General features: G+C 69.3%; 17 protein-coding genes. 11 read left to right on the top strand and 6 right to left on the bottom strand.

The window, feature by feature from the left end; translation table 11 throughout:
- The first annotated feature begins 13 nt into the window (after positions 1–13).
- Positions 14–1,696 (top strand): cytochrome c oxidase subunit I, encoded by a 1,683-nt coding sequence (gene ctaD, locus AC4GYU_RS02435; RefSeq protein WP_491085316.1) that lies wholly within the window; start codon positions 14–16, stop codon positions 1,694–1,696.
- 64 nt (positions 1,697–1,760) lie between these two features.
- Here ctaD and AC4GYU_RS02430 read toward each other — a convergent pair whose 3' ends face one another.
- Positions 1,761–2,222 (bottom strand): DUF4126 domain-containing protein, encoded by a 462-nt coding sequence (locus AC4GYU_RS02430; RefSeq protein WP_491085315.1) that lies wholly within the window; start codon positions 2,220–2,222, stop codon positions 1,761–1,763.
- 107 nt (positions 2,223–2,329) lie between these two features.
- Between AC4GYU_RS02430 and AC4GYU_RS02425 the strand changes: the two genes are divergently transcribed.
- The gene (locus AC4GYU_RS02425) at positions 2,330–3,943 is read left to right on the top strand and encodes a M28 family peptidase (protein ID WP_491085314.1); all 1,614 of its coding nucleotides are present in this window, start codon (positions 2,330–2,332) and stop codon (positions 3,941–3,943) included.
- On the opposite strand, the gene AC4GYU_RS02420 is transcribed toward AC4GYU_RS02425, so the two are convergent.
- Complete coding sequence (locus AC4GYU_RS02420; RefSeq protein WP_491085313.1) at positions 3,940–5,283, bottom strand: HD-GYP domain-containing protein; 1,344 nt, start codon at positions 5,281–5,283, stop codon at positions 3,940–3,942. The genes AC4GYU_RS02425 and AC4GYU_RS02420 overlap by 4 nt on opposite strands.
- Before the next feature lie 94 nt (positions 5,284–5,377).
- On the opposite strand from AC4GYU_RS02420, the gene AC4GYU_RS02415 reads away from it, so the two are divergent.
- Positions 5,378–5,905, top strand: a complete 528-nt coding sequence (locus AC4GYU_RS02415; protein ID WP_491085312.1) for a DnaJ domain-containing protein — start codon at positions 5,378–5,380, stop codon at positions 5,903–5,905.
- Positions 5,906–5,908: 3 nt separating this feature from the next.
- Here the strand turns inward: AC4GYU_RS02415 and AC4GYU_RS02410 are convergent, their stop codons facing one another.
- A complete protein-coding gene (locus tag AC4GYU_RS02410) occupies positions 5,909–6,520 on the bottom strand; it encodes a peptidylprolyl isomerase (RefSeq protein WP_491085311.1) in 612 nt (203 codons plus the stop codon).
- A gap of 58 nt (positions 6,521–6,578) precedes the next feature.
- On the opposite strand from AC4GYU_RS02410, the gene AC4GYU_RS02405 reads away from it, so the two are divergent.
- Genes AC4GYU_RS02405 through AC4GYU_RS02370 form a run of 8 tightly spaced genes read left to right on the top strand, consistent with a single transcriptional unit; the run spans position 6,579 to position 12,080 of the window.
- Complete coding sequence (locus AC4GYU_RS02405; RefSeq protein WP_491085310.1) at positions 6,579–7,478, top strand: heme o synthase; 900 nt, start codon at positions 6,579–6,581, stop codon at positions 7,476–7,478.
- Positions 7,475–7,606: a hypothetical protein gene (locus tag AC4GYU_RS02400; protein WP_491085309.1), complete on the top strand. Its 132-nt coding sequence runs from the start codon at positions 7,475–7,477 to the stop codon at positions 7,604–7,606. The genes AC4GYU_RS02405 and AC4GYU_RS02400 overlap by 4 nt, the downstream gene beginning before the upstream one ends.
- On the top strand, positions 7,603–8,166 hold the full coding sequence (locus AC4GYU_RS02395; protein WP_491085308.1) for a cytochrome c oxidase assembly protein: 564 nt from the start codon (positions 7,603–7,605) through the stop codon (positions 8,164–8,166). The genes AC4GYU_RS02400 and AC4GYU_RS02395 overlap by 4 nt, the downstream gene beginning before the upstream one ends.
- A gap of 42 nt (positions 8,167–8,208) precedes the next feature.
- Entirely contained in the window at positions 8,209–9,039 is an 831-nt protein-coding gene (locus AC4GYU_RS02390) for a cytochrome c oxidase subunit 3 (RefSeq protein ID WP_491085307.1), read from the top strand.
- Positions 9,039–9,395, top strand: coding sequence for a DUF983 domain-containing protein (locus AC4GYU_RS02385; protein ID WP_491085306.1), 357 nt, complete (start codon positions 9,039–9,041; stop codon positions 9,393–9,395). The genes AC4GYU_RS02390 and AC4GYU_RS02385 overlap by 1 nt, the downstream gene beginning before the upstream one ends.
- Positions 9,392–9,997: an SURF1 family protein gene (locus AC4GYU_RS02380; RefSeq protein WP_491085305.1), complete on the top strand. Its 606-nt coding sequence runs from the start codon at positions 9,392–9,394 to the stop codon at positions 9,995–9,997. The genes AC4GYU_RS02385 and AC4GYU_RS02380 overlap by 4 nt, the downstream gene beginning before the upstream one ends.
- Positions 9,994–11,220: a M16 family metallopeptidase gene (locus AC4GYU_RS02375; RefSeq protein WP_491085304.1), complete on the top strand. Its 1,227-nt coding sequence runs from the start codon at positions 9,994–9,996 to the stop codon at positions 11,218–11,220. Before AC4GYU_RS02380 ends, AC4GYU_RS02375 begins: the two co-directional genes overlap by 4 nt.
- On the top strand, positions 11,217–12,080 hold the full coding sequence (locus AC4GYU_RS02370; protein WP_491085303.1) for a class I SAM-dependent methyltransferase: 864 nt from the start codon (positions 11,217–11,219) through the stop codon (positions 12,078–12,080). The genes AC4GYU_RS02375 and AC4GYU_RS02370 overlap by 4 nt, the downstream gene beginning before the upstream one ends.
- Here AC4GYU_RS02370 and AC4GYU_RS02365 read toward each other — a convergent pair.
- Genes AC4GYU_RS02365 through AC4GYU_RS02355 form a run of 3 tightly spaced genes read right to left on the bottom strand, consistent with a single transcriptional unit; the run spans position 12,077 to position 13,679 of the window.
- Positions 12,077–12,715 (bottom strand): heme exporter protein CcmB, encoded by a 639-nt coding sequence (locus AC4GYU_RS02365; RefSeq protein ID WP_491085302.1) that lies wholly within the window; start codon positions 12,713–12,715, stop codon positions 12,077–12,079. The genes AC4GYU_RS02370 and AC4GYU_RS02365 overlap by 4 nt on opposite strands.
- Positions 12,712–13,272 (bottom strand): heme ABC exporter ATP-binding protein CcmA, encoded by a 561-nt coding sequence (gene ccmA / locus AC4GYU_RS02360; protein ID WP_491085301.1) that lies wholly within the window; start codon positions 13,270–13,272, stop codon positions 12,712–12,714. Before ccmA ends, AC4GYU_RS02365 begins: the two co-directional genes overlap by 4 nt.
- Entirely contained in the window at positions 13,269–13,679 is a 411-nt protein-coding gene (locus AC4GYU_RS02355; RefSeq protein WP_491085300.1) for a metallopeptidase family protein, read from the bottom strand. Before AC4GYU_RS02355 ends, ccmA begins: the two co-directional genes overlap by 4 nt.
- Between the last annotated feature and the right edge of the window lie 71 nt (positions 13,680–13,750).

Genomic DNA, 13,750 nt, shown 5'->3' with positions numbered 1-13,750 from the left:
AAGCGGACCCAAGATGGCCACTACCGCAGACACCATGGCGCTGACCCCGGCCGAAGCCGGCCACGCCCACGACCATGCCCATGACGATCATGGCCATCCGGGCTTCTTCGCCCGCTGGTTCATGTCGACCAATCACAAGGACATCGGCACGCTCTACCTGATCTTCGCGATCATCGCGGGGATCGTCGGCGGCGCGCTGTCGGGCATCATGCGGGCCGAGCTCGCCGAGCCGGGCATCCAGATCCTGACCAAGGCCTGGCCGCTCGGCGCGGGCAGCGCCAACATCGACGAGGCCTATCACCACTGGAACGTGCTGATCACCGGCCACGGCCTGATCATGGTCTTCTTCATGGTCATGCCCGCCCTGATCGGCGGCTTCGCCAACTGGTTCGTCCCGATCATGATCGGCGCGCCGGACATGGCCTTCCCGCGGATGAACAACATCAGCTTCTGGCTGACCGTCGCGGGCTTCTGTTCGCTGCTCCTCTCGACCTTCACCAGCGGCGGCACCGGTATCGGCGCCGGCACGGGCTGGACCGTCTACGCCCCGCTGTCGACCAGCGGGTCGGCCGGGCCGGCGGTCGACTATGCCATCTTCGCGCTCCACCTTGCCGGTGCGGGCTCGATCCTCGGCGCGGTCAACTTCATCACCACCATCTTCAACATGCGCGCGCCGGGCATGACCCTGCACAAGATGCCGCTGTTCGTGTGGTCGATCCTGGTCACCGCCTTCCTGCTGCTCCTGGCGCTGCCGGTGCTGGCGGGTGCGATCACCATGCTGCTGACCGACCGCAACTTCGGCACGGCCTTCTTCGACGCTAGCGGTGGCGGTGACCCGCTGCTCTATCAGCACCTGTTCTGGTTCTTCGGCCACCCCGAAGTCTACATCATGATCCTGCCGGCCTTCGGCATCGTCAGCCAGATCGTCGCGACCTTCAGCCGCAAGCCGGTGTTCGGCTATCTCGGCATGGCCTACGCCATGGTCGCGATCGGCGTGGTCGGCTTCGTCGTCTGGGCGCACCACATGTTCACCGTCGGCCTCGACGTGAACGTGAAGATGTACTTCACTGCCGCGACCATGATCATCGCGGTCCCGACCGGCGTGAAGATCTTCAGCTGGATCGCGACCATGTGGGGCGGGTCGATCACCTTCCCGACGCCGATGCTGTTCGCGATCGGGTTCATCTTCCTGTTCACCGTCGGCGGCGTGACCGGCGTCGTGCTCGCCAACGGCGGCGTCGACACCTACATGCACGACACCTACTACGTCGTGGCGCACTTCCACTACGTGCTCAGCCTCGGCGCCGTGTTCGGCATCTTCGCGGGCTTCTACTACTGGTTCCCGAAGATGAGCGGGAAGATGTACAACGAAGCGCTCGGCAAGATTCACTTCTTCGTGATGTTCGCCGGCGTGAACCTGATCTTCTTCCCCCAGCACTTCCTCGGGCTGGACGGCATGCCGCGCCGCATTCCGGACTACAACGACGCCTTCGCTTACTGGAACTATGTCTCGACGGTCGGCTACATGGTCACCGTCGCGGCGATGGGCGTGTTCTTCGTCAACGTCATCTGGTCGCTGATGGGCGGCAAGAAGGCCCCGGACAATCCGTGGGGCGAGGGCGCGACGACGCTCGAGTGGACTCTCCCGAGCCCGCCGCCGTTCCACCAGTTCGAGACCCTGCCGAAGATCGACTGATCCCGGCACCAGGTCGAACGACAAGGAGGCCCGTCCTGCATCAAGCAGGGCGGGCCTTCTGCCGTCAGGCGGCCTTGGGATCGAGCCGGTGGAGGAGGAGCGCCGCCCCGGCGAGGAGCAAGGCATCCTCGATGAAGCCCGTTCGCGCCTGCCCCCAGCGCCGCATCGCCCTCAGGCGAAGGGCGAGGCCGACGTGCGCGGTGGTGACGGCGGCGAGCGCGGCCACGAGCCCGCCCGCGACCCGGCGGTCGCGCGGGGCGAGCGCCGAACCTGCCGCCGCGGCGGTGAGGAAGCGGGCGGTGCTCCCCGACAGGACCGTCCGGTTGGGGGCCTTGGGCCATTTGTCGCCGACCATCTCGGCCACGGCGACGGCGGTGAGGCCCGCCGCGATCAAGGGCGAACGAAGCAGGCCGATCGGTGCACTGCCGGTCGGGAGGCGGTCGCGGGCCGCGGTGATCGAGACGGCCGCGATCGGCGACAGGGCGCGCTGACCCGAAAGGGTGCCGATCAGGAGGGAGGGGATCATGACTTTGCTCCTCTTGGGTTGCGAAGGGAAACGGACGACGCGGTCCGCGGGTCCGGCGCACGTGAGGATCGCTTGCGTGGCCCACCGGATGCGTCATGCTGCGGCACATGCGCACCCATCTCCTGCTCCCGCTCGCCGCCGTCGTCCTTACCGGTGCCGGGCCGATCGACCCCGCCCGGATCAAGGCCGACGTCCGGACCCTGTCCAGCGATGCCTTCGACGGGCGTGGGCCGGGAGAGAAAGGCGAGGCGGCCACCATCGCCTATCTCGCACGGCAGATGGCCGCGGCGGGGCTTCAGCCGGGCGGCGAGGATGGCGGCTGGTTCCAGAAGGTGCCGCTGGAGCGGCTCGACACGCAGCCTGGGGCAGTGGCGGCAATCCGCTGGCGAGGCCAGGTGCTGACGCTGCGCGACGGGCCCGACATGGACCTCAATCCGACCAATGCCGGAGAAACCAAGATCGAGGGTGCCGAGCTGATGTTCGCGGGCTGGGGCGCGCCCGATCCGGCGCGTGGCTGGGACGCGTTCGACGGGGTCGACGTGCGCGGCAAGGTCGTCATCATGCTCGCCGGCGATCCCGATCTCGAAGGCGGCAAGGACCTCGGTTTCGGTGGCCGCGCGCTGACCTTTGCCGGGCGCGGCGGGACCAAGGCGGCGGCGGCGGCGCGAGCCGGAGCGGCGGGCGTTCTCTTCATCCACGAGGAGAAGGCCTATAGCTGGCCCTATTCGCAGGCCGGCGACAGCATCCGCGTGCCGAGCTTCGCTTACGCGCCGCTAAAGCCCAATAGCCTAAAGGTCAGCACCATTGTGCGCGGGCCGGCAATCCTGCCGCTGCTACGGACGCTTGGCTACACGCTGGAGGGCATGAAGAGGATGGCGCGGCGGCCCGATTTCCGCGCCATGCCGATCGGCGCGACCTTCAGCGCCCGCGCGATCAACAAGGCGACCCCGGTCATCAGCCACAATGTCATCGGCGTGCTTCGGGGAAGCGAGCGGCCGGACGAGCATGTCCTCTATGGCGCGCACTGGGATGCCAACGGGCACAATGGCCCGGACCGGACGGGCGACACGATCCGCAACGGGGCCGTCGACAATGCGACGGGAACGGCGGAATTGCTCGAGGTGGCGCGAGCCTTTGCCGGCGGCCCGCGGCCGAAGCGCTCGGTCACCTTCGCCGCCTGGACCGCGGAGGAGAAGGGGCTGCTCGGCGCCGAATGGTTCGCACAGAATCCGCTCATCCCGCTCGGCCGGACGGCGGCGGTGATCAATCTCGATCCGCACGTGGTGCTGCCGGCGGCGCGCAACCTCGAGCTGATCGGGCCGGGCCAGTCCTCGCTCGAGGCGATGCTTCGCGTCGCGGCGGCCGAGCAGGGGCTCCGCGTCGATCCCGAACCGAACCCCGAGGCGGGCTGGTACTTCCGCTCCGATCATCTGCCCTTCGCGCAGCGCGGCGTTCCCGCGCTCGCCTTCCGGGCGGGCCGCGACCTCAAGCTCGGCGGAGTGGCCGCGGGGCAGCGGATCGTCGGCGACTATAATGTGCGCTGCTATCACCAGCCGTGCGACCAGTTCGATCCGCGCTGGACCTTCGCCGGGACCGCACAGGAGGCACTGGCCGCCTTCCGGGTCGGGCAGATGGTGGCGAACAGCACAGACTGGCCGGGCTGGCTGGTCGGCGCGCCCTGGGCGGGCGAGCGGGACAAGAGCGCAGCCGAGCGGCGCTAGGCGAGGCTCAACTTCAGCGCGGCGAGGCAGTCGGGATCGATCGCCCGGCCCGATTCGGAATCCATGATCGCAAGCGCCTCGTCTTGGCCGAGGGCGGCGCGATATGGGCGGTCGGACGTCAGCGCGTCGTAGAAATCGCAGGTCGTGATGACCCTTGTCTCGCGCGCGATGGCGGCCGCGGGAAGGGCGAGCGGATAGCCCGTGCCGTCGAGCCGCTCGTGGTGGGCGGCGGCGACGTCGGCGATGTCGGCGAGCGCACCGATCCGGCCGAGAATGGCGCGGGTGTGGGTCGCGTGGTGCCGCATCTCCTCCCATTCCCGCTCGTCGAGGGTGGCGGGCTTCTCGAGGATCGCGCTCGAGACGCCGAGCTTGCCGACGTCGTGGAGGACCGCGGCGCGGCGGAGCCAGCGGGCGCGGGGGCGGTCGAGGCCGAACACCTTGGCCATTCGCTCCGAGAGGTCGCCGACCCGCTGAGAGTGGCCGGCGGTGAAGGGGCTTTTGGCATCGATCACCTGGCCGAATGCATCGGCGATGCAGTCGAGGTAATCGTCGCCCATCGGGCCCTTGTCCTCGGCCGGGGCGAGGCGGACGACGCGGGTCTCGAGGGTTGGCGAGGTGAGGGTCGACCAGAAGATCGGGCTCGTCGCGGCCGCTTCGAGCGCGCGGACGAGGGCGGGGTCGAACCATTTGCCGCTGCGGCGGCGGGCTTCGTCCAGCGCGGCTTCGGGTCCGGCATGGCCGTGGAAGACGTCGACCACCTGCGCGAGAAGCGCGATCTGCGCGGCGAGGGGGATGGCGGCACCGGCGAGGCGGCCGGGGCGGCCCGAGCCGTCCCAATGCTCGTCGAGCCGGTAGATGCCCTCGCATACCGCGGGCGGGAAGCGGAGGGTGCGGGCGATGTCGGCGCCGCGGGTGCAGCGCGAGACAATCAGCTCCTGCGCGACCGCATCGCCGTTGCGCAGGATGTTGCCGACCGCGGAGAGCTTGCGGGCGAGGGGACGGCCGCGCGCAGTCCGGCTGAAGACGAAGTGGAGGGTCGCGGCGAGGCTGGTCCCGACGGTCTTGTAGCCCTGCTTGAAGGCCCGGTCGTCGGCTTCGTAGAGCTCGCAGATGCGGGCGGCATTGCTGCTGCAGCCGAGGTCCTTGAGGAGCAGGGTGTAGTAGAGGTCGGCGCGGTCGCGTTGCGAGAGGCCGAGGGTTTCGCCGACCTGCATGCCGATCCAGCAGGCGCGGATGCAATGGCCTTCGGGCTGGCCTTCGGTGAGATCGAGCGCGTAGCTGAACGCGGCAATGATCTCCGCCCGGGTGGCAGAGGGTACGCTAATCGACTGATGCAACATGCGCGCCGTTTGATCGGGCGGGGTTAACGCGCTGGGTCACGGGCGTGGTTAAGAGAGCTTGCCGGTGGGAGACCGGGCGCTATCCTTGGGCCGGATGGAAGCTTCCGGCGACTATTATGCGATCCTCGGGGTCGACTGCGGCGCCGACGATGCGGCGATCCGGCTGGCCTACCGGAAGCTGATGCGGCGCTATCATCCCGACGTGAACCGGTCGGACGATGCCGCTGCGCAGGCCAAGTCGATCAACGAAGCCTATGCCTGCCTCAAGGACCCGGACGAGCGCGCGGCCTATGACCGGCAGCGAGCCGGAGCGCAGCCACAGGCGGCGCCGCGACCGAGCCGCTCCTACAGCACGCAGACCGGGACCGCCCCGCGCCGCAATCCCTATCGCCAGCGGCCGCAGCCGCGCGCCTATGACATCGAAGTCGAACCGCCGCCGCCGCGCATGCGCTTCGTCATCTTCGGGCTCGCGGCCCTGGTCACCTTCCTGTCCTTCGCCTTCACGGCCGCGACTCCGCCGCCCGAGCCGGTGCCCGCGGTGGTGACGGTCGACGGGGCGATTCGCGCGGCGTGCGAGGAGGGCGAGCCCTGCCCGCCAGGCGAACCGCCAGTCCGGCGCTGACGCCTAGGGTGTGACGCGCCGGGCGGTGCGGATGGCGATCGCCGGCGAGAGCATCTGCCCCTTCATCGCGCCGATGCCCTTTTCGGGGTCGGTCGGCGCCGCGAAGATCGCCTTCACCACGTCCATGCCCTCGACCACCCGGCCGAACAGCGCGAAGTCGTCGCCGAAGGTCGGGATCGGGCCGACGGTGATGAAGAAGTCGCTGCGGGCGGTGCCCGGGCCGAGGTTGGCCATCATGATCGACCCGGCCTGGTGCTTGAGGCCGGTCTGGCTCGGCGGCTCGTGCTTCACCGGCGGATAGAGGAGGTTGGCATTCTTCGTGATGCCGCCCTGGATCAGGCCATTGTCCGAGCCGTAAGGCATGGCGCGGTAGAAGCTGATTCCATCAAACCGCTTCGAATCGACGTAGCGGAGGAAGTTGGCGGTGGTCGCCGGAGCCTTGCCGCGGTCGAGTTCGAGCAGGATCCGGCCCTTTTCGGTGTCGAGTGCGACCTGGACGAGGTCGGCGGTCGGCGCCGCCTCGGCGGGGGCCGGGGCCGCCTGCTGGGCAAGCGCGGGGACGGGCGACAGGGCCAGGGCCAAGATGCTGATTGCACGCACGAATCGGGTCAACATGACGGCGATGTAACCGAGCTTTGCCTCGCGCTCAAAGCTGCCTATATGGCGCGCACTCATGAGCACCGCCGTTCCCCTGTCCGAGCTTCCGGCCGACTGGCGTGACCTGTTCGCGCTGACCAAGCCGCGAGTCATGACCCTGGTCGTGTTCACCGGCCTATGCGGGCTGCTCGCGGCGCCCGGGTCGATGCATCCGGTGCTCGCCTTCACCGCCATCCTCTGCATCGCGCTCGGCGCGGGCGGGGCGGGCGCGCTCAACATGTGGTATGAGGCCGACCTCGACGCGGCGATGAAGCGGACCGCCAAGCGTCCCCTTCCGGGGGGCCGCCTCAACCCGCAGACCGCGCTCCAGTTCGCGGTCGGGCTGAGCATCGGCAGCGTGGTGCTGATGGACCTTGCCGCCAACCATCTCGCGGCGGCGATCCTCGCTTTCTCGATCTTCTTCTATGCGGTCATCTACACCGCCTGGCTGAAGCGCCGGACTCCGCAGAACATCGTTATCGGCGGCGCCGCCGGGGCCTTTCCGCCGCTGATCGGCTGGGTCGCGGCGACGGGCCGGATCGAGCTTCTCCCGGTGCTGCTGTTCAGCCTTATCTTCCTGTGGACTCCGCCGCACTTCTGGGCGCTGTCGCTGTTCGTCCGCTCGGACTATGCGGCGGCCGGCGTGCCGATGCTGCCGGTGGTCGCCGGGGCCGAGCATACCCGCAAGCAGATCGCGCTCTACACGGTGCCGATGGCGGCGGTCGCGGTGGCGCCCTGGCCGCTCGGCCTGACCGGCGCGATCTACGGCGTGACGGCCGCGGTGCTGAGCGCGGTATTCGTGGTGCTGAGCCTCGCCGTTCTACGCAACAAGGCGACCGAGCCGGCCGAAATGGCGCCCGAGAAGAAGCTGTTCAAATTCTCGATTCTCTATCTCTTTGCCCTGTTCGGAGTGCTGGTCGTGGATCGGTTCCTGTGAGCCTGCCGGAAGATGAAGTGGTGCGCGCGCGCCAGCGCAAGGCGGCCCGGGTCACCGCGATGCTGCTCTTCGCCTTCATCGCGCTGACCTTCCTGATCAGCATCGCAAAGATGACGGTGAACCGGTGACCACCGCGGCGGCGGATCTTGCGCGGCGCAATCGGATCGTCGCCGGGCGCGCCGTCCTGTTCGTGCTGTTCATGGTCGGCCTCGCCTATGCCAGCGTGCCGCTCTACCGGATGTTCTGCCAGGTGACGGGCTTCGGCGGGACCCCGATGCGGGCTGCTGCCGCACCCGGCAGGCAGGACGCGCTCGCGCCGGTCGGGGTGCGGTTCGACGCCAACGTCAATTCGGCGCTGCCGTGGGAATTCAAGCCCGAGACGCACAAGGTCCGGGTCGTGCCTGGCGAGCGGATCGTGACCTACTACACCGCCAAGAACCTCACCGCGCGCGAGACGACGGGCACCGCGACCTTCAACGTCACCCCCGCCAACGCCGGCCAATATTTCAGCAAGCTCGAATGCTTCTGCTTCACCGAGCAGACGTTGAAGCCGGGCCAGAAAGTGCAGATGCCGGTGGTCTTCTTCGTCGATCCCAAGATCCGTTCCGACCCCGCGACCAGCGGGATCGAGGAGATCACGCTCTCCTACACCTTTTATCCGGTGGAAAAGCGCGCCGAGGCTCGCTAGAGCGCGGGCGCACTTTCACGAATTCGAGCTTTTCGAGGACCCATGGCCGCGACGCGCAACCATCCCTACCACATCCTCCCGCCGAGCCTCTGGCCGCTGATCGGGGCCTTTTCGGGCCTCGCGCTGACCGCGGGCGGCGTGTTGACGATGCATGACAATCCGTTCGGCAAGTTCGTCCTGCTGGCGGGTCTGCTCGGCGTCTTGCTGACCATGTTCAGCTGGTGGCGCGACGTCGTCTCGGAGAGCAAGGCCGGCGATCACACGCCGATCGTGCAGCTTCACCTGCGCTACGGGATGATCCTGTTCATCGCCTCGGAAGTGATGTTCTTCCTCGCCTGGTTCTGGGCCTTCTTCGACAATGCCCTGTTCCCGAGCGCGGTCGACGCGATCGGTGGCGTGTGGCCGCCGAAGGACCAGCCGGTCATCAATCCGCTCGGTTTCCCGCTCTTGAACACGATGATCCTGCTCTGCTCGGGCACGACCGTGACCTGGGCGCATCACAGCCTGATCAACAACGATCGCAAGGGCCTCGAGACCGGGCTGCTGCTGACCATCATCCTCGGGGCGGTGTTCAGCGCGATCCAGGCTTATGAATATGCCCACGCGCCGTTCGGCTTCACCACCACCAGCGGCGGCAACGTCTACGGCTCGACCTTCATGATGGCGACCGGTTTCCACGGCGCGCACGTCCTGATCGGGACCATCTTCCTGATCGTCTGCTACATCCGGGCCCGCCGCGGCGACTTCACCCCGCAGAAGCATTTCGGCTTCGAGGCGGCCGCCTGGTACTGGCACTTCGTCGACGTCGTGTGGCTGTTCCTGTTCGTCTCCATCTACCTGTGGGGCGGCTGGGGCGCCGAGTGGCACGGCTGATGAGCATCGCGGGACCGGCGGGCCAGTGGCTCGCCGGGACCTGCCCCGCTTGCGAAAAGGGCCGGCTGTTCGCCGGCCCTGTTCGTTTGCGTGACCGCTGCGAGGTATGCGGTCTCGATTTCTCCCAGTTCAACGTCGGCGACGGGCCGGCGGCCTTCCTCATCCTCATCGTCGGCGCAATCCTCGTGGTTGCCGCGCTGATGGTGGATTCGGCCTATGAGCCGGCCTGGTGGGTCCATCTCGTCTGGCTTCCGATCGGGATCGGCCTGACGCTCGGCGGGCTTCGGCTGGCCAAGGCATGGCTGCTCGGCGCCGAATATCGCAACGCCGCGCACGAAGGGCGGTTGGTCAAGTGAGGCGCGTTCCGATCCTTGCGACACTCGTCGTCCTCGCGGCGGTGGCGGTAATGATCGGGCTCGGCCTCTGGCAGCGCGACCGCGCGGTCGAGAAGGAAGCCCTGCTCGCGCGCTTCCAGCAGAATGTCGCGGCGCCGCCGCTCCCGCTCGGCGCAGACAGCGACCTGGCGGCCAATCTCCTGCGCCCGGTTACGGTCGCCTGCGCCGCTGTGTCGCCGACCCGGATCGCGGGCGCGGGGAAATATGGCTTCCGGGTCATCGCCGACTGCACCGCGGCGGGCCTTGCGACGCGGATCGCGGTCCAGCTCGGGACCCAGCGCCGGCCAACGGGCGCCACGACGTGGAACGGCGGTCCGGTCCGCGGCTATCTCGCGCCGGCGCCCGACAGCCGTTCCCTGCTGCGGCAATTGTTCGATCACCGGCCGGGCGGGGTGATGGTGGTCGCCGATCCGCCGCTCGCTGGGCTCGCCGCCAATCCCGGGCCCGATCTTGCCGACATCCCGAACAATCATCGGAGCTACATGGTGCAATGGTTCGCCTTCGCGGCGATCGCGCTCGTCATCTACGCGCTGGCGCTGCGCAACCGGTGGAAGAAGGCATGAGCCAGATCACGCACCTGCCGAACGGCCTGACGGTGATCAGCCGACCGATGCCAGGGCTCGAGACCGCCAGCGTCGCCCTGTTCGCCGACGTCGGCTCGCGCCACGAGGACGAGCGGACTAATGGTCTCGCGCACCTGTTCGAGCATATGGTGTTCAAGGGCGCCGGCGGCCGTTCGGCGCGGGCGCTGAGCGAAGCGATCGAGGACGTCGGCGGCGAACTCAACGCCTGCACCGAGCGCGACCAGACAAGCTTCACCGCGGCGGTCCTCGGCGAGCATGTGCCGCTCGCGGTCGAGCTGCTCGGCGACCTCGTCTCGCGCCCGCATTTCGAGGAGGCCGAACTCGGCCGCGAAGCCGAGGTGGTGCTGCAGGAACTGGCCGAGGCGGAGGACACGCCCTCGGACATCATCTTCGACCAATTATGGAGCGCGGCCTTCGCCGACCAGCCGCTCGGGCGTTCGATCCTCGGCAGCGAAGAGAGCGTGCGCGGGATCGGCGTCGACGACCTCATCGCCTGGCGTGACCGTCATTATCGCGGCGAGGCGATGGTGCTGTCGGCGGCCGGCGCGGTCGAGCATGAGGCGCTGGTCGCGCTCGCCGAGCGGCATCTCGGCGGGCTTGCCGCCGGGCGCGGGCCCGAAGCCGAAACGGCGCGCTTCACCGCGCGGAGCCGCCGCGGGCGGGCCAAGGCCGACCAGGCGCAGCTGACCCTCGCCCACCGGGCGCCGGGGATCAGGGCCGAGGATTTCCTTGCCGCGCGGCTGTTCGCCGACGTCGCGGGCGGCGGGACCTCCTCGCGGCTCTTCCAAGCCGTCCGCGAGGAGCGGGGGCTCGCCTACACGGTCAGCGCCGGCCTGCACCCGCATGACGAAGTCGGGCTGCTGCACGTCCATGCGGCGACCGCGCGGGAGCAGGGCCGGGCGGCGCGCGGCCTGATCGGCGACGTGCTGCGCGAGACGGCGGACGGCCTCACCCAGCGCGAGCTCGACCGGGCACGGACGCAGGTCCGGGCAGGGCAGGCGATGAGCCTCGAGACGCCGTGGGGCCAGGCCGCGCAGGCCGCGCGCCAGTGGCTGGTCCACGGCCGCCTGATCAGCCGCGAGGAATTGCAGGCGAAGCTCGACGCGCTCGACGTTGCGGCCGTCCGCGCGGCCGGCGCAGCGATGCTGGCCAAGGCGCCCGCCGAAGCGACTCTCGGCCTTCCGGCGGCGAAAGTGGCATGAGCGGGCTCGATGTCCTCATCGCCGAGCCGTGGGCCGACTGGGGCCTGATCGACAGCGGCAACGGGGCCAAGCTCGAGCGCTATGGTCGCTTTACCGTCGCCCGGCCCGAGCCGCAGGCGATGTGGGCACCGGCACATGACAACTGGGATCCGGACGCGACCTTCGTGCCCGGCAGTGACGAGGATGGCGGGGGCCGCTGGGTCCAGCATCGGGTGGTTCCCGGCGGCTGGAACCTCATCCGCGACGGGGTCCGGTTCGAAGCCAGCCTGACGCCCTTCCGGCACCTCGGCTTCTTCCCCGACATGGCGCCGCAATGGGACTGGATGCGCGCCCGCGCCGATGGCGCCGAGGTGATGAACCTGTTCGGCTACACCGGGGTCGGGACGCTCCTGCTGAGCGAGGCGGGCGCGCGGCTGACCCATGTCGACGCGTCCAAGAAGAGCGTCGAGCAGGGCAAGGAAAATGCCGCACTGTCGGGCCTTGCCGACCGGCCGATCCGCTGGCTCGTCGACGATGCCGCCAAGTTCACCGCGCGCGAGGTCCGCCGCGGCCGCCGCTACGACGGCATCCTGCTCGATCCGCCCAAGTTCGGTCGCGGGCCGACCGGCGAGACCTGGCGACTGGAGGAGCAGTTGAGCGGTCTCATCGAGGATTGCGGCAAGCTCCTCGACGAGAACAGCCGCTTCCTGGTCCTTACCGTCTACGCGGTGCGGATGAGCGCGCTCAGCATCGGCGAATTGCTCCGGCAGAAGCTCGCGCATCTCGGCGGACGGGTCGAGGTCGGCGAGATGGCGGTGCGCGAGGAAGCGCGCGGGCTGCTGCTTCCGACGGCGCTCTTCGCCCGCTGGGTGCGCGACTAGCTTCTTGTCGCGCGCAGGGCGGCGCCCGCGACGAAGGGCGCGCCGGCTACCAGGAACAGGCTGATCGCGGCCTCGAGCTGGAGCGCGCCCGCGCGCGGGTCGCCCGCGGCCGAGGCGGCGAAGATCAGCAAGGGAATGGCGAGGGGGAGCAGCAGCAGCCCGCCGAGCGCCGACGCCTGGCGAAGACCGGCGGTGAGGCTGGCGACCGCGACGGCGAGCGCAGCAAGCGCCGGGGTCCCGACCGCCAGGGTGACGAGGGTGCGGCCGAGCGCCTCGGCGGGAAGGCCGAGCAGCACCGAACCGGGAATGGCGGCGACGAGGAGGGGCGGGCCGAAGCTCAGCCAGTGCGCGATCATCTTGGCGAGCGCGACTTCCTCCATGCGCAGGCCCTTCAGGGCAAGCTGGTCGAGCATTCCGGCCGCCCGGTCGGGTTCGACCAGCCGCTCGACCGGAAGCAGGGCCGCGGTCAGCGCGGCGACCCACAGGAGACCGGGGCCGACCCGGGCGAGGAGCCGAGCGTCGGGCCCGACCGCAAAGGGGACGAGGGCCGCGACCAGCAGGAAGAAGAGGATCGGCAGCAGGGCGCTTCCGCCAAGTGCGCGGCGAAGGTCGCGGCGGATGAGGCGGAGCATCATGGGCGAAGCTCCAGCCGCCGCCAGTCGGGACCGGGGAGCGGCTGGTGCGAGGCGGCGAGGACCGCGCCGCCTTCGCCGAGGTGACGCATGATCATCGCCCCCAGTCGTTCGACCGCGGCCTGGTCGAGGCCGTTGGCGGGCTCGTCCAGAAGCCAAAGGGGAGCGGCGGAGAGGTGGACCCGCGCCAGCGCGGCGCGGCGAAGCTGACCGGTCGAGAGGAAGCGGACGGGCACGTCGGCGAGCATCTCGAGCCCGGTCGCGACAAGCGCCTCCTCGACACGCCGATCAGGCGCGGCCCAGAAGGCGAGCGCCTTCGCGAGGGGTAACTCGGGATCGAGCGCGGGCCGCTCGTCGGCAAGTGCCAGCGGTGCGGCCTGGACCTTGCCCGACAATGGGGTCAGGAGCCCGGCGCAGAGCCGAAGCAAGCTCGACTTGCCGGTGCCGTTGGGACCGGTGACCAGCACCGCCTCGCCCGGCCCGAGGTTGAGGTCGAGCCCTTCGAACAGCAGCCGCCCGCCGCGCCAGCAGGCGACATGGTCGAGCGCGAGCAGGCTCATTCCCCTTCCGCCAGTTCCTCGAGCGCGTGCATGTCCTCGTCCGACAGCCCGAAATGATGGCCGATCTCGTGGATCAGGACATGCGTCACGAGATGCTCGAGCGTCTCGCCGTCACTCTCGATCCATTCGAGCAGGATCGGCGCGCGATAGAGGAAGACCTGGTCGGGGAAGCGTCCGCTCTCCTCGATGCTGCGCTCGGTCAGCGGGCGCCCGACGTAGAGGCCGGTAAGGTCGAACGGGTCCTCGATCCCCATGTCTGCGAGCACGTCGTCCTCGGCATATTCCTCGACCCGGAGAATGACCTCGGCGGCGGTGGCGGCGAAGGGCTCGGGCAGGCGGCGGAGCGCGGCGCGGGCCAGCGCCTCGATCTCGGCAAGGGACGGGGCTGTGCCGAAGGCGCGCATCATTGCCGCCGGTGTAACGAGCCGGCGGCCGAAGCCCAAGCGGGTTGTTCGTTTGCCCGCCAGCCCCTAAGAGC

The organism is Sphingomonas sp. SP2, from assembly GCF_058313385.1.
This window is presented reverse-complemented; position numbering and strand designations above follow the sequence as displayed.